This is a genomic window from Rhizobacter sp. (genome assembly GCF_032229685.1).
Classification (GTDB): domain Bacteria; phylum Pseudomonadota; class Gammaproteobacteria; order Burkholderiales; family Burkholderiaceae_C; genus LMDS01.
The window spans coordinates 78,259-98,211 of record NZ_JAVTWP010000001.1; the positions used below are offsets into that span (position 1 = coordinate 78,259).

At 67.7% G+C, this 19,953-nt stretch carries 20 protein-coding genes; 5 read left to right on the top strand and 15 right to left on the bottom strand.

The features are described from left to right. Positions 1 to 2 precede the first annotated feature (2 nt). The 4 genes from aceK to AC30PD_RS00375 all read right to left on the bottom strand — a co-directional run bounded on the left by aceK (position 3) and on the right by AC30PD_RS00375 (position 3,885). Positions 3 to 1,775 (bottom strand): bifunctional isocitrate dehydrogenase kinase/phosphatase, encoded by a 1,773-nt coding sequence (gene aceK, locus AC30PD_RS00360; RefSeq protein WP_489533641.1) that lies wholly within the window; start codon positions 1,773 to 1,775, stop codon positions 3 to 5. Then, positions 1,772 to 2,434: a carbonate dehydratase gene (gene can, locus AC30PD_RS00365; protein ID WP_489533642.1), complete on the bottom strand. Its 663-nt coding sequence runs from the start codon at positions 2,432 to 2,434 to the stop codon at positions 1,772 to 1,774. The genes aceK and can overlap by 4 nt, the downstream gene beginning before the upstream one ends. Before the next feature lie 69 nt (positions 2,435 to 2,503). Next, positions 2,504 to 3,064 carry a DinB family protein gene (locus AC30PD_RS00370; RefSeq protein WP_489533643.1) on the bottom strand — a complete coding sequence of 187 codons (561 nt, stop codon included), beginning with the start codon at positions 3,062 to 3,064 and terminating at the stop codon, positions 2,504 to 2,506. A 17-nt stretch (positions 3,065 to 3,081) separates the two neighbouring features. After that, complete coding sequence (locus AC30PD_RS00375) at positions 3,082 to 3,885, bottom strand: hypothetical protein (protein WP_489533644.1); 804 nt, start codon at positions 3,883 to 3,885, stop codon at positions 3,082 to 3,084. Between the two features lie 122 nt (positions 3,886 to 4,007). Here AC30PD_RS00375 and AC30PD_RS00380 point away from each other — a divergent pair, with 122 nt between their 5' ends. Further along, positions 4,008 to 4,748: a glutathione S-transferase gene (locus AC30PD_RS00380; RefSeq protein WP_489533645.1), complete on the top strand. Its 741-nt coding sequence runs from the start codon at positions 4,008 to 4,010 to the stop codon at positions 4,746 to 4,748. A 12-nt stretch (positions 4,749 to 4,760) separates the two neighbouring features. Continuing rightward, positions 4,761 to 5,627: a ribosome biogenesis GTPase YlqF gene (ylqF, locus tag AC30PD_RS00385; protein ID WP_489533646.1), complete on the top strand. Its 867-nt coding sequence runs from the start codon at positions 4,761 to 4,763 to the stop codon at positions 5,625 to 5,627. Between the two features lie 17 nt (positions 5,628 to 5,644). Here ylqF and AC30PD_RS00390 read toward each other — a convergent pair whose 3' ends face one another. The 4 genes from AC30PD_RS00390 to AC30PD_RS00405 all read right to left on the bottom strand — a co-directional run bounded on the left by AC30PD_RS00390 (position 5,645) and on the right by AC30PD_RS00405 (position 8,916). Then, complete coding sequence (locus AC30PD_RS00390; RefSeq protein ID WP_489533647.1) at positions 5,645 to 6,661, bottom strand: GNAT family N-acetyltransferase; 1,017 nt, start codon at positions 6,659 to 6,661, stop codon at positions 5,645 to 5,647. Positions 6,662 to 6,806: 145 nt separating this feature from the next. Next, the gene (locus tag AC30PD_RS00395) at positions 6,807 to 7,988 is read right to left on the bottom strand and encodes an isovaleryl-CoA dehydrogenase (RefSeq protein WP_489533648.1); all 1,182 of its coding nucleotides are present in this window, start codon (positions 7,986 to 7,988) and stop codon (positions 6,807 to 6,809) included. A 22-nt stretch (positions 7,989 to 8,010) separates the two neighbouring features. Next, complete coding sequence (locus AC30PD_RS00400) at positions 8,011 to 8,463, bottom strand: PaaI family thioesterase (protein WP_489533649.1); 453 nt, start codon at positions 8,461 to 8,463, stop codon at positions 8,011 to 8,013. A 57-nt stretch (positions 8,464 to 8,520) separates the two neighbouring features. Next, positions 8,521 to 8,916, bottom strand: a complete 396-nt coding sequence (locus AC30PD_RS00405) for a MerR family transcriptional regulator (RefSeq protein ID WP_489533650.1) — start codon at positions 8,914 to 8,916, stop codon at positions 8,521 to 8,523. Between the two features lie 92 nt (positions 8,917 to 9,008). Here AC30PD_RS00405 and AC30PD_RS00410 point away from each other — a divergent pair, with 92 nt between their 5' ends. Beyond that, positions 9,009 to 10,064 carry an MBL fold metallo-hydrolase gene (locus tag AC30PD_RS00410; RefSeq protein WP_489533651.1) on the top strand — a complete coding sequence of 352 codons (1,056 nt, stop codon included), beginning with the start codon at positions 9,009 to 9,011 and terminating at the stop codon, positions 10,062 to 10,064. Between the two features lie 10 nt (positions 10,065 to 10,074). Here the strand turns inward: AC30PD_RS00410 and AC30PD_RS00415 are convergent, their stop codons facing one another. The 6 genes from AC30PD_RS00415 to glyQ all read right to left on the bottom strand — a co-directional run bounded on the left by AC30PD_RS00415 (position 10,075) and on the right by glyQ (position 15,788). Beyond that, positions 10,075 to 10,296 (bottom strand): hypothetical protein, encoded by a 222-nt coding sequence (locus AC30PD_RS00415; RefSeq protein WP_489533652.1) that lies wholly within the window; start codon positions 10,294 to 10,296, stop codon positions 10,075 to 10,077. 106 nt (positions 10,297 to 10,402) lie between these two features. Beyond that, positions 10,403 to 11,374 carry a M48 family metallopeptidase gene (locus AC30PD_RS00420; protein ID WP_489533653.1) on the bottom strand — a complete coding sequence of 324 codons (972 nt, stop codon included), beginning with the start codon at positions 11,372 to 11,374 and terminating at the stop codon, positions 10,403 to 10,405. Then, positions 11,371 to 12,147 (bottom strand): lysophospholipid acyltransferase family protein, encoded by a 777-nt coding sequence (locus tag AC30PD_RS00425; RefSeq protein WP_489533654.1) that lies wholly within the window; start codon positions 12,145 to 12,147, stop codon positions 11,371 to 11,373. The genes AC30PD_RS00420 and AC30PD_RS00425 overlap by 4 nt, the downstream gene beginning before the upstream one ends. Then, positions 12,147 to 12,755 (bottom strand): D-glycero-beta-D-manno-heptose 1,7-bisphosphate 7-phosphatase, encoded by a 609-nt coding sequence (gene gmhB / locus AC30PD_RS00430; RefSeq protein WP_489533655.1) that lies wholly within the window; start codon positions 12,753 to 12,755, stop codon positions 12,147 to 12,149. Before gmhB ends, AC30PD_RS00425 begins: the two co-directional genes overlap by 1 nt. A 13-nt stretch (positions 12,756 to 12,768) precedes the next feature. Further along, positions 12,769 to 14,871, bottom strand: a complete 2,103-nt coding sequence (gene glyS / locus AC30PD_RS00435) for a glycine--tRNA ligase subunit beta (RefSeq protein WP_489533656.1) — start codon at positions 14,869 to 14,871, stop codon at positions 12,769 to 12,771. Beyond that, positions 14,871 to 15,788, bottom strand: a complete 918-nt coding sequence (glyQ, locus tag AC30PD_RS00440; protein ID WP_489533657.1) for a glycine--tRNA ligase subunit alpha — start codon at positions 15,786 to 15,788, stop codon at positions 14,871 to 14,873. The genes glyS and glyQ overlap by 1 nt, the downstream gene beginning before the upstream one ends. Positions 15,789 to 15,849: 61 nt before the next feature. On the opposite strand from glyQ, the gene AC30PD_RS00445 reads away from it, so the two are divergent. Then, positions 15,850 to 16,725 carry a bile acid:sodium symporter family protein gene (locus AC30PD_RS00445; protein ID WP_489533658.1) on the top strand — a complete coding sequence of 292 codons (876 nt, stop codon included), beginning with the start codon at positions 15,850 to 15,852 and terminating at the stop codon, positions 16,723 to 16,725. Then, positions 16,706 to 18,457 (top strand): N-acyl-D-amino-acid deacylase family protein, encoded by a 1,752-nt coding sequence (locus tag AC30PD_RS00450; protein WP_489533659.1) that lies wholly within the window; start codon positions 16,706 to 16,708, stop codon positions 18,455 to 18,457. Before AC30PD_RS00445 ends, AC30PD_RS00450 begins: the two co-directional genes overlap by 20 nt. Here the strand turns inward: AC30PD_RS00450 and lnt are convergent. Beyond that, positions 18,414 to 19,949, bottom strand: coding sequence for an apolipoprotein N-acyltransferase (gene lnt, locus AC30PD_RS00455; protein ID WP_489533660.1), 1,536 nt, complete (start codon positions 19,947 to 19,949; stop codon positions 18,414 to 18,416). The genes AC30PD_RS00450 and lnt overlap by 44 nt on opposite strands. Positions 19,950 to 19,953 lie beyond the last annotated feature (4 nt).

Here is a 19,953-nt window from a genome sequence, read left to right on the forward strand (position 1 = left end):
CGTCAGGGCGGCGGCGCGTCGTGGCGAAAGCGCTTGTGCGCGTCGTAGGGGAACACGTCGTGCACGTAGCCGGCGAGGATCTGCTCCTTGTGGCCTTGCCAGAACGAGGCTTCGAGCAGGTCGGCGTGGTGTTTCATGAACACGCTGCGCACGCCCGGGTTGCCCAGCAGAAAGGGGCCGAAGGTTTCGGGGAACACGTCGCGCGGGCCGACCTTGTACCAGACCTCGCCCGACATCTCTTCTTCTTCGGTGCGCGGCGCGGGCACCTTGCGGAAGTTGCAGTCGGTCAGGTATTCGATCTCGTCGTAGTCGTAGAACACGACCTTGCCGTGGCGCGTGACGCCGAAGTTCTTCCACAGCATGTCGCCGGGGAAGATGTTGGCGCGCACCAGGTCCTTGATGGCGTTGCCGTACTCGATCACCACGCCTTCGATCTGCGAGAGCGACGCTTCCTGCAGGTAGATGTTGAGCGGGATCATGCGGCGCTCGATGTAGAGGTGGCGCAGCACCAGGGCGTCACCGTCTTCTTCGAGCAGGCTCGGGCAGTAGTGCTTCAGCTCGGCCACCAGCTCGTCGTCGAAGCGGGCGCGCGGAAAGGCCACGTTGCTGTACTCGAGCGTGTCGGCCATGCGGCCCACGCGGTCGTGCTGCTTCACGAGCAGGTACTTGCTCTTGATGGTCTCGCGCGTGGTTTCCTTCTGCAGCGGATAGAAGTCCTTGATCACCTTGAACACGTAGGGGTAGCTCGGCAGGTCGAACACCAGCATCACCATGCCCTTGATGCCGGGCGCGATGCGAAAGCGGTCGCTCGAGTGTTTGAGGTGGTACAGAAAGTCGCGGTAGAAGGCGTTCTTGCCCTGCTTGGCGAGGCCGAGCGCGTTGTAGAGCTCGCTGCGCGGCTTGCGCGGCATCATCGAGCGCAAGAACTGCACGTAGGCCGAAGGCACTTCCATCGCCACCATGAAGTAGGCGCGGGCAAAGCTGAACAGCAGCAGCAGGTCGTCTTCGCCGAACAGCACCGTGTCGATCACGAGCCGGGCGTTGTCGTTGTGCAGGATCGGCAGCGCGAACGGCGTCTCGTTGAAGCCGTTGATGATCTTGCCGACGACGTAGGCGCCCTTGTTGCGAAAGAACAGCGAGCTCAGCACCTGCACCTGGAAGTTGGCGCGCACGCGGTACTCGCCGAGCTGTGCCGCCACCGCGTCGAGCACGCAGTCGACGTCACGCCCCAGGTCTTCGAACTCGCGCTGCAGCTGGAAGTTGCTGACGATGCGCAGCCAGGTCTCGCGCATCGTCGCCTTGGTGGGGTAGTAGGCGCGGTAGGTCGGCAGCGAGGCCGGTTCGTCGTTCTCGATGTACTCGGTCGAGACCGCCGGCCGCACGAAGATGAAGTCGTTGTGGAAGTAGCTGCGGTGCAGGATCTTGGTCGTCACCGAGTTGAAGAAGGTCTCGGCGAGTTCGGGCTGGTGGTGGTCGGTCAGCAGGCCGATGTAGTGCAGCTTGACCTGCTGCCACACGTCTTTCGGCAGCTCGGCGGCGCGGTAGGTGCGCTGCAGGTAGGAAGACGCTTCTTCGACCCGCAGGTCGTAAAACTCGATGCGCTCGCGCTGGGCACGTTGCTGGCCGTGCCAGTCGGCGGCCTCGAAGCGTTGCTGAGCTTCGGCGCTGGCCTGGCGGAAGAGTGTGTAGTGGCGGTCGAAGCCATCGAGCATGGCCTGCGCGATCTCGAAGGCGCGCGGGTCGGTCAGCGCGCTCGGGAACGCCGCCTGGTTCATGGGTTGGCGTAGCGCGCGTGCACACCCGCCACGGCGCGCTCGAAGGCGTCGCTCATCTGGGCCGGGCCGGCCACCGTGATGTCCAGGTCTTGCAGCAGGCCGTTGTACAGGCCGTAGTACCAGCCGTGCACCACCAACTCCTGGCCACGCGCCCAGGCGTCTTGCACGATCGTGGTCTGGCAGGCATTGCGCGCCTGCTCGATCACGTTGAGCTCGCAGAGCGCGTCGACTCGCCGCTCCGGCGTCACCGTGTCGAGCCAGGGCTGGTGGCGGTTGCGCACGTCCTGCACGTGGCGGATCCAGTTGTCGGCCAGGCCGACGCGCATGTCTTCGAGCGCGGCGCGCACACCACCGCAGCCGGAATGGCCGACGATGATGATGTGCTTGACCTTTAGAAGATCGGTCGCGAACTGGATCACCGACAGGCAGTTCAGGTCGGAATGCACCACCACGTTGGCCACGTTGCGGTGCACGAAAAGCTCACCCGGCAGCAGGTCGACCAGCTCGTTGGCCGGCACGCGGCTGTCGGCACAGCCGATCCACATGTACTGTGGCGCCTGCTGCTGCAGCAGGCCGGTGAAGAAGCCCGGCGAGCGCGCTTCGGTCTTGGCGGCCCAGAGGCGGTTGCTGTCGAGAAGTTCTTTGAGCTGGGTGGTCATGCTGCGCGCCGGCGGGTCGTTTGCAGAAGTGTACGCACCGCGGCGATCCTCGGGCTCGGCGGCGGCGCCTCACCGCCCGTAGACAGCCGCCTCGTCCCACCCCAATGCCGCCATGTCGGCCACCCGGAACGGCGCGTCGCTCGGCATCAGGAATTCGTCCAGTTGCGGGGGCTGCGCCGCCGTGCCCGACAGCATGGCGTGCGCCTGACCACGGTGGTGCGTCTGGTGCATGAACAGGTGCGACAGCACGTGGCCGGCCAGGTCACGTTGGACCTTGCCTTCGCCCCGGTCCATCGCCACCTCGGTATCACAGGCGGCTGCGTCGAGGCGATCGCAGAAAACGATCAGGCGTTCGTCGCAGACGCGTTGGCGCTCGGCCAGGGTCGGGACGTCGTCGGCCGCGGTGAACTGTTCGTACTTTTCGGGCAGGCCGGTTTCGCCGTGCAAGGCGCCGACGTAGTAAAGATCGACCGCGAGAACGTGGTTGAGCGTGGCGGCAAGGCTCGGGAAAAAGCCGGTGCGCGAAGCGTGGAAATCGCCGCGCGTGAGGCTGGCCAGCGCGGCGTGCAGTCGGCGGTTGGCGAGCCGGTTGGCGTGCGCCTGGATTCTGAAGAGGGTGCACGGATTCACAGGCGCCAGCATAAACCTCAGCCCTTCGGATCGGGCACGAAGCTCGGGAACGGCTCGGGCACCCACGGCGCGCGGCGCGGCTGGATCACGCCGAGCGCCAGCAAACGCTCGCGGCTGTCGTAGCGCAGGCGCACCACTTCGTTCGGCCGGTCGCTGGCGCGCTCGAAATGGGTGTGCGAAGTCGGCATGTACTCGCGTTCGCCGTGGCCGGTGCCCAGGCGTTCTTCGCGCGGGCTGGCGGCGGCTTTCGCGGCCGGCGCAGGCGAAGGGGCCGACGACTCGGCGGCGCCACGCGCGCGGTCGGCGTTCTGTGACGGGCCGGGTTCGGCGTTGTCGTAGGAGCGCCGCGAAAGTTCCGGCTCACGCTGGCGCTCGCGGAACACCGCCACGCCGATCACGCCCACGTTGTCGGGCCGGTCGGTGCGCGCCGCATACGAGTCGGGCAAGGCGGTGAAGTAGAAGGCCGCGGCTTCGGTCAGGCTCTTGCGCCAGCCGGTGATCTCGGTCGACTGCCAGGGCGCGAGCACGTAGCCCACCTGCCCGAGCCCGGCGGTTTCGCCGCTGACGGCGTTGATGCCGTCGACCGAGAGCACCACCATCACGCGCGCGGGGCTGCGGTTGCTCAGGCGCACGGCGTAGCGGCTGCCCGGCCGGCCGGCGACCCAGGCGGTGCCGCGTTGCTGGTAGACGGGCAAGAGCTCGTTCTGGCTGCGGTCGACGATGTCGACATCGACGAGGCTGCCGACGGCCAGGCTCGGGGTGGCGGCGAACGCGGCGGCAGCAGCAGCTGTCACGGCAAGAAAGTGGCGGCGGTTGGGCATGAGGGGCTCCGGTGGTGGGTGATGACATCCGGTTGAACGGCGCAGCGAGGCGAACGGGGTGAACTGTCTTTCACCGCGGTTCAAGCCCGCGCTGAGGGGCCGCCCGCAGGTACAGTCGGCCGATGGCCTACGAACTCCACTACTGGCCGGGCATCCAGGGCCGCGGCGAATTCGTGCGGCTCGCGCTCGAAGCCGCCGGCGCGCCTTACGTCGACGTGGCACGCGGCCCCGAGAGCGCGGGCCGCGGCCTGCCGGCCATGCTGCAAGGCCTGAAAGACCCGGCGTCGGTGCACCCGCCGTTCGCCCCGCCGTATTTGAAAGACGGCAACCTGGTGGTCGGCCAGACCGCCGCCATCCTGCACCACCTGGCGCCGGCGCTGAAGCTGGTGGCGCGCAGCGAACAGTCGCGCGTGTGGACGCAGCAAATCCAGCTGACGATCGCCGACATGGTGAGCGAGGCCCACGACACGCATCACCCGGTGGGGCATGAGCTGTACTACGAAGACCAGAGGCCCGAAGCGCTGCGCCGCGCGGCCGAGTTCTGCCGCGCCCGCATGCCCAAGTACCTGCAGTGGTTCGAGCGCATCCTCGTGAACAACCCGGCGGGTGCGCGGCACCTGGTGGCGGGCAAGCTGAGTTACGCCGACCTGTCGCTGTTCCAGCTGGTCGAAGGGCTGCGCTACGCCTTCCCGAAGGCCGCGGAAAAGGCGCTGGCCCGCACGCCCACCGTCCTGCAACTGCACGCGCGCGTCGCCGCCCTGCCGAAGGTGGCGGCCTACCTGCGCAGCGAGCGGCGCCTGCCGTTCAACGAGCAGGGCATCTTCCGCCGTTACCCCGAGCTCGACCTTCCCGACAGCCCTTGAGGCCACACGCCCATGCCCATCCATTGGTTCCCGGGCCACATGCACTCGACGAAGAAGGCGATCGTCGAGCGGCTGCCGGACATCGACGTCGTGATCGAGCTGCTCGACGCGCGGCTACCGGGCTCGAGCGCGAACCCGATGCTCGCCGGCCTGACCGCCGGCAAGCCCGCGCTCAAGCTGCTCAACAAGCAGGACCTCGCCGACCCCGAACTCACCACGCAGTGGCTCGCGCACTACCAGGCCCGGCCCGGCACCCGCGCGCTCGCGCTCGACGCGAGCAGCACCGCGCCGGCGCGCCTGCTGGTCAACGCCTGCCGCGAGCTGGCGCCACTGCGTGGCGGCATGGTCAAGCCGGTGCGGGTGTTGATCTGCGGCATTCCGAACGTGGGCAAGTCGACGCTGATCAACACGCTGGCCGGTGAGCGCCGGGCCAAGACCGGCGACGAGCCCGGCATCACCAAGACCGAGCAGAAGATCGTGCTGGCCAGCGACTTCCATCTGTTCGACACGCCCGGCATGCTCTGGCCGCGCATCGCGGTCGAGCAGAGCGGCTACCACCTGGCGGCCAGCGGCGGCATCGGCCGCAACGCTTACGACGAAGAAGAAGTGGCGCTCGAGCTGATCGCACGCGTGTGCGGGCGTTACGCCGACCGCCTGCAGGCGCGCTACAAGCTCGGCGACATCACGGGGGCCGCCGCCCACACCCTGCTGGGCGAGATCGGCCGGCGGCGCGGCGCACTGATGACCGGCGGGCGCATCGACCTGCAGAAAGCCGCCGAGATCGTCATCAACGACTTTCGCAGTGGCGCCTGGGGACGCATCACGCTCGAAACGCCCGAGGAGTTCGATCGCTGGTGGGCTGCAGCGCAGGCCTCATAGGCCTGCCGCGCGCGCGGTCAGAACACCAGCAGGTCGTTGTCGCTGTCGCCCGTCATCACGAGCCAGCCAGCTGTCGAGGCGCCAGTGGGCGCCAGATTGCTGCGCACCCGGAACCGGCCGACCCAGCGCGAGGGCAGAAAGCCCACCGCCGCCAGCGCCTGCTTGACCGCCGGGTGGTTGGTCTCGCAGCGCACACGGCGCGTGCCGCTGTCGGCGAGGTCGGCCACCGCGGCGGCGCAGAGCCCGGCCAGAAGGCCGGCGTCATCGGCCGGCCCGAGGTAGTCGGCGATCACCGACTCGACCGGGTGGTGCCGCGTGACGAGCAGCGCCGCCAGTTCACCCCCGCGCCGCGCCGTGACCCAGCGGTAGCGGTTCACCGGCGAATCGTGATAGCGCCAGCTCAGGTAGGCACCGTTGCGCTCGACAGCATTTTCGTAGTCGCCGCCGACGAGTCGCCAGCTCGCATCGAGCTCATCGATCGCCGGCGCGGGTTCGACCCGGCATTCGGCATCGCCACCGGGCGGGCGACCGCGCAGCAGCCGGGCACCACGGCTCACCAGGTTCTTGGCCGCACCCCTGAGCCCTGCTTCGCCCAGGTGAAGAAAGCAGGTGGCCATCTGCATGTCGAGCGCCCAACCCTGCTTGTCGAAGATCGGGTCGCTGGCGTCGCTGATGCCGAAGCCGAGCATGACCGGCGCCTTCACCGACACACGCTGCACGAGCGCCTTGCCGAAACCCCGGCCACGGTGCGCGCCCGAGACGTAGGTGTCCAGGCTCCAGCAGCCCCGCAACGACTCGCCACGGTAGCGGAGCTTCACCGGCATGAAGCCGTTGATCGCGACGATCTCGTCGCCCAGCGTGCCCACCAGGAAGGGCGGCGCGTCGTCGTTCGCCGGGTTGCCGCCGAACTGCCAGTCGAACACCGCAGTCTTCACGCGTGTGTAGTCGCCGTGTCGACCGTTGGCGAGCAGAGAGATGACGTGAGCCTTGTCCGCCGGTTGGTAGTCGCGGAACTCGATGTCTGGAACGGGCATGGATCGCGGGCCATCGCAGGGCGCATGCCGCAAGACCGAGCGGCTGCGCACCCCGTGCACTCCGGCCGCTGGTGGTGATTCGAGGCGCGGATCGTACCTGCCGAATGTGTCTGCAATGTCTCCGGGCCGCCGCGGCCCGGGCCGCTCACATCGTCTCTGAAAACAGCTCGCGCCCGATCAGCATGCGGCGGATCTCGCTCGTGCCGGCGCCGATCTCGTACAGCTTGGCGTCGCGCCACAGCCGCCCGAGCGGGTACTCGTTGATGTAGCCGTTGCCGCCGAAGATCTGCACGCCCTCCCCGGCCATCCACGTGGCCTTTTCGGCGCACCACAGGATCACGCTGGCGCAGTCTTTTCTCACCTGGCGCACGTGCTCGGTGCCGAGCAGGTCGAGGTTCTTCGCCACCGTGTACGCGAAGGCACGACCGGCCTGCAGCACGGTGTACATGTCGGCCACCTTGCCCTGGATCAGCTGGAACTCGCCGATGCTCTGGCCGAACTGCTTGCGGTCGTGGATGTACGGGACCACGTTGTCCATCACCGCCTGCATGATGCCCAGCGGCCCGCCGGTCAACACCGCACGTTCGTAGTCGAGGCCGCTCATCAGCACCTTGGCGCCGCCGTTCAGGTGGCCGAGCACGTTCTCGACCGGCACTTCGACATTGGCGAACACCAGCTCGCCGGTGTGGCTGCCCCGCATGCCGAGCTTGTCGAGCTTCTGCGCGATGCTGAAACCTTTCATGCCTTTCTCGATCAGGAAGGCGGTGACGCCGCGCGCGCCCAGCTCGGGCTCGGTCTTGGCGTAGACCACGAGCGTGTCGGCGTCGGGCCCGTTGGTGATCCACATCTTCGTGCCGTTGAGCAGGTAGTGGTCGCCCTTGTCCTGCGCCTTCAGCTTCATGCTGATCACGTCGGAGCCGGCGCCGGGTTCGCTCATCGCCAGCGCCCCCACATGTTCGCCGCTGATCAGCTTGGGCAGGTACTTCGCGCGCTGTTTGTCGTTGCCGTTGCGCTTGATCTGGTTCACGCACAGGTTCGAATGCGCGCCATACGACAGGCCGACCGAGGCGCTGGCGCGGCTGATTTCTTCCATCGCGATCATGTGCGCCAGGTAGCCCATGCCGGCGCCGCCGTATTCGTCGCCGACGGTGATGCCGAGCACGCCGAGCGAGCCCATCTTGCGCCACAGGTCCATCGGGAACTGGTCGCTGCGGTCGATCTCGGCCGCGCGCGGCGCAATCTCGGCTTGCGCGAACTCGCGCACCGCGTCGCGCAGCGCGTCGACGTCTTCACCGAGCTGGAAATTCAGGCCGGGCAGGTTGTTCATGTCTTGTCTCCTGTGGTTTCGTTCAGTGCCGCACGTCGCTGCGCCCGGTCACGGTCATGATCGTCGCGGTCATCGTGGCCACGAGTTTGCGCTCGCTGCTGCCGGCCTCGAACTGGAAGGCCTGGCCGTCGACGACGCTGATGGTGCGCCCGGCCTTCGTCACCCGGCCTTCGCAGTGCAGCAGCGGCCCGCGCGCCGGTGCCAGCAGGTTGATCTTGAACTCGATCGTCAGCACGCCCGCCCCCACCGGCATCAGCGTGAACGCGGCGTAACCACAGGCCGAGTCGAGCGCGGTGGCCACCATGCCGGCGTGCAGGAAGCCGTGCTGCTGGGTCAAGTCTGCGCGGTGCGACAGCGCCAGCACCACGCGGCCGGCATCGATCGATTCGACCGTGACACCGAGCGTGGCCATCGCCGGCTGTTTCGCGAAGGAGTCGAGCGTGCGCTGCTTGAAGTCGGCATCGGGGGCGATCATGGCGGCGCTGTCCTGGTGGTTGACGTATACGTCAATTCTACCGATCGGGCTTCGGGATCAGGCGCCCTGTTCCTTCTTCTGCCCGAGCGCGAGCAGGCGCCGCGCTTCTTTCTCTTGCGCACGCACTTCGTCGAGCGTGACGTGCAGGTCGGTCATCTGCTGCTCGAGCTGCTCGCGGTGCGTGGCCAGTACGACGAGGAACTTCTTCAGCTGCGGTTGCGTGTCGCGGGGCGACTCGTACATGTCGACCAGCTCTTTCACCTCGGCCAGCGTGAGGCCCAGGCGCTTTCCGCGGAGCGTGAGCTTCAGGCGCGTGCGGTCGCGCAGCGTGTAGACCCGGTTGCGCCCGCTGCGCTGCGGCGTGAGCAGGCCGCAGTCTTCGTAGAAGCGGATCGCGCGCGTGGTGAGGTCGAACTCGCGCGCGAGCTGGCCGATGGTGAAGGTGGAAGACATCTGTGTGACAGCAGCGGAAGGCATGGCGATCTACACTGCCCCGGTTGACGTTTACGTCAAGTGTAGTGCGGGTCACCGTGAAGGCGGAACGAATGAACGAGCTCGAACAGCAGCTGAACTACCCCCACGGCGACACGCTGCCCACGATCGGCAGCACGCTCGAAGTGGCGCCGGGCGTGCGCTGGCTGCGCATGGCGTTGCCGTTCCAGCTCGACCACATCAACCTGTGGCTGCTGCGTGACGAGCAAGACGGCGTGCAGGGCTGGACGATCGTCGACTGTGGCATCGCCAACGACGCGACCCGCGCCGCCTGGGAGCAGATCTTCGCGAGCGAACTGCAAGGCCTGCCGGTGTTGCGCCTGATCGTCACCCACATGCACCCCGACCACATCGGCCTGGCGCACTGGCTCACCGAACGCTTCAGTGTGCGGCTGTGGGTCAGCGCCACCGACTACAACACGGCCCGCCTGTCGAGCAGCTCGATCACCGGCTTCGGCGGCGCAGCGACGGCGCGCTTCATGGCCAGCCACGGCCTCACCGACCCCGACGCGCAGGCGCAGATCACGGCCCGCACCAGCTACTACGCAAACATGGTGCCGAAGGTGCCGGTGAGCTTCCGCCGGCTGATGGATGGCGACCGCGTGCAGGTTGGCGGCCATTCCTGGGCCTGCCACGCCGGCTACGGCCACGCGCCCGAGCACATGTCATTGCACTGCGAAGCACTGTCGACGCTGATCAGCGGCGACATGGTGTTGCCGCGCATTTCCACCAACGTGAGCGTGCACGAGATCGAGCCCGAGTCGAACCCGCTGCGCCTGTACCTCGACTCGATCGAGCAAATGAAGGCGCTGCCGGCCGACACGCTGGTGTTGCCCTCGCACGGCCGCCCGTTCACCGGCCTGCACACCCGCATCGACCAGTTGAAAGCCCACCACGACGAGCGTTTTGCCGACGTGCTGAAGGCCTGCGCCGAAGCGCCGCAGAACGCGGCCGACCTGCTGATGCTGCTGTTCCGCCGCAAGCTCGACCTGCACCAGACCACGTTCGCGATGGGCGAGTCGCTCGCGCACCTGCACGCACTGTGGTTTGCCGGCCAGCTGACGCGCCGGCTCGACGCCGACGGCATCTACCGCTTCACGCGCGCCTGAACGGCGCGGCTCAGGCCCGCGGCTCGGCGCGGCGCTCGAAGCGCGGCGCGGTGTGCGCCAGCTCGGTGGCCACGAAGTCGACCGCCGCCTCGGGCACCATGGCCGCGGTGCGTTCGAAACGGCGGAATTCGCGCGCCAGGCCGCGCGCTTCATCGCGGGCGATCTGCTGATCGAGCTCGACGATCCGGCGGGCACAACGCTCGATCCATTCGGCGGTGGTCAAGGTGTTCATGGCGGTCTCCCTCGGTGGCTGGTGGTGCGCCACGGCCATGATCGCGCCGATCGGGGTGTTACACACTACTTCAATCAAGGGATGCGCCGGTCGCAGGCGGCGCGGCTCAGTCGAACACCGGAACCACGCCTTCCTTCAGGCTGCCACGCGCCACCTCGAAGTCAGGCACCACCGAGCGCACCACGTCCCAGAAACGCGGGCTGTGGTTCATCTCGCGCAGGTGCGCGAGTTCGTGCGCGACCACGTAGTCGATCGTCGACAGGCCGAAGTGGATCAGCCGCCAGTTCAGGCGGATCGAGCCGTCGGCGCTGGCGCTTCCCCAGCGCGTCTGCGCCGACGACAGCGAGAGCCGCGTGTAACGCACGCCGAGCTTCTGAGTGTAGAGCTGGCAACGCTCTTCGAACACTCGCCGCGCCTGGCGCTGCAACCAGCTCTGCACCACGTCGCGGATCTGCGCCGCCGTGGCGGTGTGCGGCAGGCCGATGTGCAGCGTGAGGCGGGGCACGCCAGGCAGCGCTTCGGCATCGGTGTTGAGCACCGCACCCGCCTTCGTCAGGCCAGCGCGCGCGTCGAGCACCACGATCACCTGTTCGCCGAGAAAAGGGATGGTGGTGCCGTCGCGCCATTCGACCTTGGCTTCGTGCAGGCGCTGCGCACGCTCTTGCTGCTCGGCGAGCTTGCGCAGGATCCAGGCGGCCTTTTCGCGCAGCGCGGCTTCGATGTCGCCGATGCCGACCCACTTGGGCGCGTTGACGCTGAGGCCTTCCATGCCGACGATGAAGCCGATGCTGCGGCGCCGCGCGCGCTTGAGCGCGTAGGCCACCAGGTGTTCGTTCAGCCGAATCTCGCGGTCGGCCTGCGGGTGGCGGAACACGGCGGGCACGAGCACGCTGGCGAGGGGCAGGGCCTGGGGGGCAGGCGGCGAAGCGGGCGGCGAAACAAGCGGGGCAGCACCGGTTGCGGACGCAGCGGCGACGACAGGCGGCGCAGCGGAAACGGCGGTCTCGGCGACCACCGGCACCGGCTCATCGAACAGCGTGAGCTGCGATGTGTTCGGGGCCGGGGCCGAGCGGCTCATGCGCGCTGCGCTGTGGCCGCCGTGGGCGTGGCGGTTGCAGGGTAGGCCTCGGGGTCGAGCCGCTGCATCTCGGCCTCGATCCAGGTTTCGACTTCGCGCATCAGTTCTTCGGGGTCGCGGCCGGTGGACTCGATCGGCCGGCCGATCGACAGGTCGATCACCCCGGGGCGCAGGATGAAACTCTTGCGCGGCCAGCAGCGTGCCGAGGTCACGGCGATCGGCAGCACCGGCCGGCCGGTGGCCACGGCCAGGCGCGTGCCGCCCGCCTTGTAAACGCCGCGCCCGCCGCGCGCCGCGCGTGTGCCTTCGGGGAACATGATGACCCAGTGGCCCTTGTCCATGAACTTGCGGCCCTGCTCGGCGACCAGGTTCCACGCTTGCGAACGTTTGCTGCGGTCGATGTGGATCATGTCCATGCGCGCCATGGCCCAGCCGAAGAACGGGATGTAGAGCAGTTCGCGCTTGAACACATAACAGAGCGGGTGCGGCATCAGGCCGGGAAACGCGAAGGTCTCCCAGGTCGACTGGTGCTTGGGCAGCAGCACCACCGGGTAGTCGGGCAGGTTCTCCATGCCGTGCAACCGCGCGTGCACGCCGCAGATGACCTTGGCGCCCCAGATCGCGGTGCGCAGCCAGCCCACACACATCCAGTAGACGACGTTGCCGCGCGCGAAGATCGACACCACCAGCACGGCCAGCGCCCAGGGAACGACGGTGACGGCCATGAACAGCACGAACAGCGCCGAGCGCAAGGCGTTGAAAAAAGCAGCCATCAGTCGAGCCTGCCGAAGCCGGAGTCGGATTCACCGCTGGCGCTGCGCTCGTGGCGCTCGCGCTGGATCATGAAGTCGGCAAACGCCGTGAGGTCGGCGTGCACCTGGGTACCGGCCACCAGGCTGCACAACTCGCTGAGCTGGGTGTCGTCGAGCTGCGCCGCCTTGCCGGTGCGCACCAGGTGCGGGCGGCAACCCACGGCCACACCGGCCTGCAGGTCGCGCAGGCTGTCGCCCACGACGGGCACGTCGCCCAGGTCGACGCCGAAACGTTCGCCGATCTGCACGAAAAGCCCCGGCGCCGGCTTGCGGCAGTTGCAGGCGTCTTCGGGCGCGTGCGGGCAGAAGAACACCGCGTCGATGCGGCCGCCCTGCTTGGCCAGCATCTGGTTCATCTTGGTGTGCATCGCGTTGAGCGTGGCCATGTCGAAGGTGCCCCGGCCCAGACCCGACTGGTTGGTGGCCACCACCGTGTGCCAGCCCGCATGGTTGAGCCGCGCGATCGCTTCGAGCGCGCCGGGGATCGGCACCCACTCGTCGGGCGACTTGACGAAGTCGTCACGGTCTTCGTTGATCGTGCCGTCGCGGTCGAGGATGATGAGCTTCATCGGGGTCATGCGGTCAGCTCGCGAGCTTGGACAGGTCGGCGACGCGGTTCATGGCCGTGTGCAATTGTGCGAGCAGGCCGAGGCGGTTGGCGCGCAGGGCCGGGTCTTCGGCGTTGACCATCACCGACTCGAAGAATGCATCGACCGGTTCACGCAGTGCGGCGAGTGCCTGCAACGAGGCGGTGTAGTCGGCGCGCCGGAAGGCGATGTCGGCTTTTGTCTCGACGTCTGACAAGGCCTGATGCAACTGGACCTCTGCACGCTCTTTCAGCAGCGCATCCGACACGGCAGAGAACTGCGTGGCTTCGCTCTTCTTCAGGATGTTGCCCACGCGCTTGTTGGCGGCCGCCAGTGACGCGGCCTCGGGCAGCGCTTCGAAGACCCGCACGGCAGCCAGCCGCGTCTTCACATCGGCCAGGCGCGACAGGCCCAACGACAGCACCGCGTCGACCTGTTGCGCGCTGTAGCCCTGCTCGCGCAGGCTGCCGGCGAGCCGGTCGCCGATGAATTCGAGCAGCGGCACGCTCGGGTCGGTGACGAGCTTGCCGAACGGTGGCACGGCCAGCGCTATCAGCGCGGGCAGGTCGAGCGCCAGCGAACGCTCGGTCAGCATGCGGATCAGGCCGAGGGCGTGGCGCCGCAGCGCGAACGGGTCCTTGTCGCCGGTGGGCAGTTGCCCGATGCCGAACAAACCCACCAGAGTTTCGAGCTTGTCGGCGAGCGCCACCACCACACCGGCCAGGTTGCGCGGCAACTCGTCGCCTGCGAAGCGCGGCTTGTAGTGGTCTTCGATCGCCACGGCCACGTCGTCAGTCTCGCCGTCGTGGCGGGCGTAGTAGCCGCCCATGGTGCCTTGCAGTTCGGGGAACTCGCCCACCATGTCGGTCACCAGGTCGGCCTTCGCGAGCATCGCCGCGCGGTCGGCTGCGGCGGCCAGCGCATCGCCGCCAAGCTGCTGGCCGATCGCACGCGCGATCGCGCGCACACGCTGGCTGCGCTCGCCCTGCGTGCCCAGCTTGCCGTGGTAGACCACCTTGTCGAGCCCCGCCACGCGCGACTCGAGCGTCTTCTTGCGGTCCTGGTCGAAGAAGAACTTGGCATCGGCCAGGCGCGGGCGCACGACACGTTCGTTGCCTTCGATCACGCGGCTCGGGTCTTCGGGGCGGATGTTGCTGACGACGAGGAACTGGTTCGTCAGCTTGCCCGCCGCATCGAGCAGCGGAAAGTACTTCTGGTTTGCCTTCATCGTCAGGATCAGGCATTCCTGCGGCACGCCAAGAAACTCGGGCTCGAACTGGCACACGAGCACGTTGGGTCGTTCTACCAGGGCCGTCACTTCGTCGAGCAGCGCGTCGTCGTCGATGGGCTTGAGCCCCTGCTTCGCCGCCGCAGCATTCAACTGGCGAACGATCTCGTCGCGGCGCGCGCCGAAGCTCGCGATCACCGCGCCCTCGCTTTCGAGCTGCTGCGCGTAGTGGTCGGCGTCTTTCAGTTCGATCGGGTCGACCGCCGCTTCGAAGCGGTGGCCGTGCGTGCCGCGGCCGGCATGCAGACCGAGTGTGCTCACCGGCACCACCTCGTCACCGTACAACGCGACCAAGCCATGCGCCGGGCGCACGAAGTGCACGCTGCTCCAGCCGTCGGCCAACTGGTACTGCATCACCTTCGGGATCGGGAGCTTGGCGAGCGCTTCGTCGAGGGCCTTCTGCAAGCCTTCGGCCAGCGTGGCGCCGGTGACGACGCTGTCGAAAAACAGCGCTTCGGCCTTGCCGTCCATCTGGCGTTTCAGGTTCGGCACAGCCGAAGCATCGGCGCCGACACTCGCAAGCTTTTTCAGAAGAGCCGGCGTTGGCTCACCCGAGGGAGTGATGCCCACGCTCACAGGCATCAGTTTCTGCGAAACAAGTCGGTCGGGGGCCTGGGCACGTACGGAAGGAATGTGCGCGGCCAGCCGCCGTGGCGACGCAAAAGGGCGCACCACCCCGGGGTCCGCCAAACCGAGGAGTTGCAGCCGTTGAGCGAGGACATTCGCGAATGCCATCCCCAACACCTGCAACGCCTTCGGCGGCAGCTCTTCGACGAACAGTTCGACGAGCAAGTTCTTCGTCGTGCTCATCAGGCCGCCTTCTTCGCGAGCTGGGCCGCGACTTCATCGGCCCAGGCCTTGGGCGCCATCGGAAAGCCGAGCCGCGCGCGGCTCTCGAGGTAACTCTGCGCCACCGCGCGCGCCAGGTTGCGGATGCGGCCGATGTAGGCCGCGCGCTCGGTCACGCTGATCGCGCCACGCGCGTCGAGCAGGTTGAAGCTGTGGCCGGCCTTGAGCAGTTGTTCGTAGGCTGGCAACGCAAGTTGCTGTTCCATCAGATGCTTCGACTGTTTTTCATGCGCGCTGAAAGCGCCGAGCAGGAATTCCACGTCGCTGTGCTCGAAGTTGTAGGTGCTCTGCTCGACTTCGTTCTGCTTGTAGACGTCGCCATAGCTGAGCCCGTCGGTCCACGTCAGGTCGTAGACGTTGTCCACGCCCTGCAGGTACATGGCCAGCCGCTCCAGGCCGTAGGTGATCTCGCCGGTGATCGGCTTGCAGTCGATGCCGCCCACCTGCTGGAAGTAGGTGAACTGCGTGACTTCCATGCCGTTCAGCCAGACCTCCCAGCCCAGGCCCCAGCAGCCGAGCGTGGGGTTCTCCCAGTCGTCTTCGACGAAACGGATGTCGTTGGCCTTCAGGTCGAAGCCGAGCGCTTCGAGCGAGCCGAGGTAGAGCTCGAGAATGTTCGCCGGCGCGGGCTTGAGCACCACCTGGTACTGGTAGTAGTGCTGCAGCCGGTTCGGGTTTTCGCCGTAGCGCCCGTCTTTCGGGCGGCGGCTCGGTTGCACGTAGGCGGCCTTCCACGGCTCGGGGCCGAGCGCGCGCAAAAAAGTGGCCGTGTGGCTGGTGCCGGCGCCGACTTCCATGTCGTAGGGCTGCAGCAAGGCGCAACCCTGCGAACTCCAGTAGTCCTGCAGTTTCAGAATGATTTGCTGGAAGGTGAGCATCGGCTAGCGGTCTGCGTAAACCCTTGATTCTAAAGGGCTGGCGGGCGGTTAGCCTCTTGCGATGACGACCCAGCAGCTCATTCTCAGCGCGGTGCTCGCGACCATGGTGTTCTCGGTCGCGCTCGAACTGAAACCGGCCGACTTCACGCGGGTGGCGCAGCAACCGCGCGCTGTCGTCTGCGGGTTGATCCCGCAATTCGTGCTGTTGCCGGTGGGCACCTGGCTCGCCACGCTGGTGCTCGACCTGCCGCCGAACGTCGAGGCGGCGATGATCCTCGTGGCCGCCTGCCCGGGCGGATCGCTCAGCAACGTGATCACGCATTTCGGCCGTGGCAACACGGCGCTCTCGGTCAGCATCTCGGCGGTGGCGGCGGTGCTGGCGCTGTTTCTCACGCCGTTCAACTTCACCTGGATGATGAGCACCAACCCGGCCACCGCCGGCTGGATGCGCACGCTCTCGATCGACCCGTCCGACATCTGGTGGAGCCTGCTCGCGCTGCTGGCGATTCCGATGGCGCTGGGGCTGACGCTCAGCCACCGCTGGCCGGCCTTCACCGAAAAGATCCGCAAGCCGCTCGGCACCTTCAGCATCGTGGCGCTGCTCGCGTTCATCGCGCTCGGGCTGATCAGCCAGCGTGCGCTGCTCACGGCTCAGATCGTGCCGCAACTGGTCATCGTGATCCTGCACAACGCCAGCGGCCTGTTGATGGGCTACTTGTGCGCGCTGGCCTTTCGCGTGGCCGAGCGCGACCGGCGCGCGATCATGATCGAAGGTGGCATGCAGAACTCGGGGCTGGCGCTGGGCATCATCGCGGTGCAGTTCAACGCCGACCTCGGCATGGTGATCATCGCGAGCCTGTGGGGCATCTGGCACATCGTGTCGGGCCTGACGCTCGCAACTCTCTGGAGGCGCAAGGATGCTCGACTGGCTCATTGAAGGCGGCACCGTCGTCGACGGCACGGGCGGCGCGCCGTTCACGGCCGACGTGGGTGTGAAGGACGGCCGCATCGTCGAAGTCGGCAAGGTCACGCAGGCCGCGCGCGAACGCATCGACGCGAGCGGCGCGTGGGTCACACCCGGTTTCGTCGACATCCACACCCACTACGACGGCCAGGCCACCTGGGACGAGACCTTCTCGCCCAGCATCCACCACGGCGTGACCACCGTGGTCATGGGCAACTGCGGCGTCGGTTTCGCGCCGGTGCGCAAGGGCCACGAAGCCGACCTGATCAAGCTGATGGAAGGGGTGGAAGACATTCCCGGTGCGGCGCTCGCCGAAGGCATCCGCTGGAACTGGGAGTCGTTTCCGCAGTTCATGGACGCGCTCGACGCCACGCCCCACAGCCTGGACTTCCTGCTGCAGATCCCGCACGACCCGGTTCGCATGGCGGTGATGGGCGAGCGCGCGTTCACGCAGCAGGCCGCCGGCGCCGACGACATTGCGGCGATGCGAGCGCTGGTGCGCGAGGCACTGCAGGCCGGCGCGGTGGGTTTCAGCAGCGGCCGCAGCGACAACCACCGCACCTCGGAAGGCAAGGAAACACCGGCGTCGGAAGCGAGCAGCGCCGAGTTGTGCGGCATCGCGAGCGCGTTCGAAGGCTTGCGGCACGGCGTGGTCCAGATGGTCAGCGACTTCGACGTGCTGAAAGGCCCGGAGCGCTTCGACGCCGAGTTCGATCTGGTCGAAGCGGTGGCGCGCGCCTCGGGCCGGCCTCTCTCGATGACCTGGCTGCAGCGTGACCCCGGCGGCGCCCAGTGGCAGGCGATCCGCGAGCGGGTCGACGTCGCCGTGGCCCAAGGCCTGCCGCTCTACCTGCAGACTGCGGCACGTGGCATCGGCGTGATCAACGGGCTGGAGGCGAGCTTCCACCCCTTCATGGGCTTTCCGGGCTTCAAGGAAATCGCGCAGTTGCCGCTGGCCGAGCGCGCCGCGGCGATGCGTGAGCCGGCGCGCAAGGCGCGGGTGCTGAGCGAAAAGTCAGAACGTCTGGCCGGCGACGGCACGGCGATCCCGCCGCTGGTCGACATCTTGCTGGCGCGCATCGAGATGATCAGCGGGCGCATGTTCCCGCTCGACGCGAGGCTGAACTACGAACCCGACGTGATGCAGAGTTTTTTGGTGCGGGCGAAGCAGCGTGGCATCAGCGCGCTCGAAGCGCTCTACGACCACCTGGCCGAAGGTGATGGCAACAACCTCATCTACTTTCCGATCTTCAACTACAACGACGGTTCGCTCTCGGCCGTGCGCAGCATGCTCGAACACCCGCGCGCGCTGGCCGGTTTGAGCGATGCCGGCGCGCACGTGGGCACCGTCTGCGACGCGAGTTTCATGACCTTCATGCTGACGCACTGGGTGCGTGACCGCGCCGCCGACAAGTTGCCACTCGAGCGCGCGGTCGAGATGATGACGAGCCGCAACGCGCGGTATCTCGGGCTGAACGACCGCGGCACGTTCGCCGTCGGCCAGCGCGCCGACCTGAATGTCATCGACCCGCAGCGCCTGAGCGTCGGCGTGCCAGCGCTGGTGCACGACCTGCCGGCTGGCGGCAAGCGCTTTCTGCAGAAAGGGGTCGGTTACCTCGGCACCTGGGTCGCGGGCCAGCCCGTGCAGCGAAGCGGTGAGATCACCGCGGCGCGCCCCGGGCGGCTCGTGCGCGCCGGGCGCTGACGGCCACGAAGCCGGCGACCACGCCGAGCGCCAGCAGCGCCAGCGGCCACACGCCGGCCACCGCGGCCCAGCGCGCGAACGGCGTGATGCCGGTGCGGCCCTGCACTTCGGCGTCGAGCACACCCTGCGTGAAAGGCGCGAGCGCGTGTGTCACGCGGCCGGTGTGGTCGATCACCACGGTGGCGCCGGTGTTGGTGGCACGCAGCATCGGGCGCTGGAATTCGAGGGCGCGCATGCGCGAGATGTTCAGGTGCTGGTCGACCGCGATCGTTTCGCCGAACCAGCCGATGTTGCTGATGTTGGCAAAGATCGTCGGCGCTGCGGCGGCGTTGGTGAAACGCGCGGCGAGGTCTTCGCCGAACAGGTCTTCGTAGCAGATGTTCGCCGCCACGCGCTCCGGGCCCACGGCGAACGACGGGGCGACCAGCGGGCCACGGTTGAAGTCACCGAGCGGGATGTTCATCATCCGCGTGAACCACTTGAAGCCTTCGGGGATGAACTCGCCGAAGGGCACGAGATGGTGCTTGTCGTAGCGGTAAAAACCTTCGGGCAGCGCCTTGGTTCCGGCCGAGATGCCGGCGGCCGAGTTGGTATAGCCGATGACTTCGTTGCCCAGCGGCAGGCCGATCAGCGCGGCTTGCCGCCCCTGCTGGAAGTGCTGCAGCAAGCCTTCCCAGTAGCCCGTGTCGAGTTGCTCGGGTAGCAGCGGAATGATCGTCTCGGGCGCCACGACCAGGTCGCCTTCGGCCGCGAGCAGTTGCACGCGCGCCCATTCCAGCGCTTTCGGGATCAGCTCGACCGCGAACTTCTCGTCCTGCGCCACGTTGCTCTGCAGCAGCGAGACGCGCAAGGTGGTACCCGGTTGCGAATACTGCCCCGGGCCAGCGAACGACAAGGCGATCAAGACAACGACCGTTCCAACCAGCGGCACCGCGGCGCGGCCAAAGCCGCCACGAGCGCTCAGGCCGAACCACGCCGCCAGAGCGGCGCCAACGGCACCCAGCCCGTACACCCCGAGCCACGGCGCCAGTGCGGCGAGCGGCCCGTCGACGTGTGCGTAGCCGCTGGCCACCCACGGAAAGCCGGTGAAGATGATGCCGCGCGCCAGTTCGGCCAGCAGCCAGAGCGCGGCGAACAGCAACGTGTCGCGCCCGGCGCGGCCGCTGCGCCAGCGCGCGAAGGCAGCCATCGCGGCGGCCAGGTACAAGGAGAGCGCCGCGCACAGCAGCGTGATGGCCAGCACCGTCAGCCAGGCCGGCAGGCCGCCGTAGCGGTGCATGCTGATGAACAACCACCAGGTGCCTGCGCCGAGCCAGGCGGTGCCGAAGACCAGGCCGAACGCAGCCGCCCGCCACGCTGTGGCGCCGGCCACGCGCCACGCCAGCAGGGCCACGAGGGCGAGCTGCAAGGGCCAGGCTTGCGTCCAGACGAATGGCAGGCTGTGCAGCGCACCGAGCGCGGCCGCCAGCAGCAGCTCGAGCGCGAACGGCATGCGG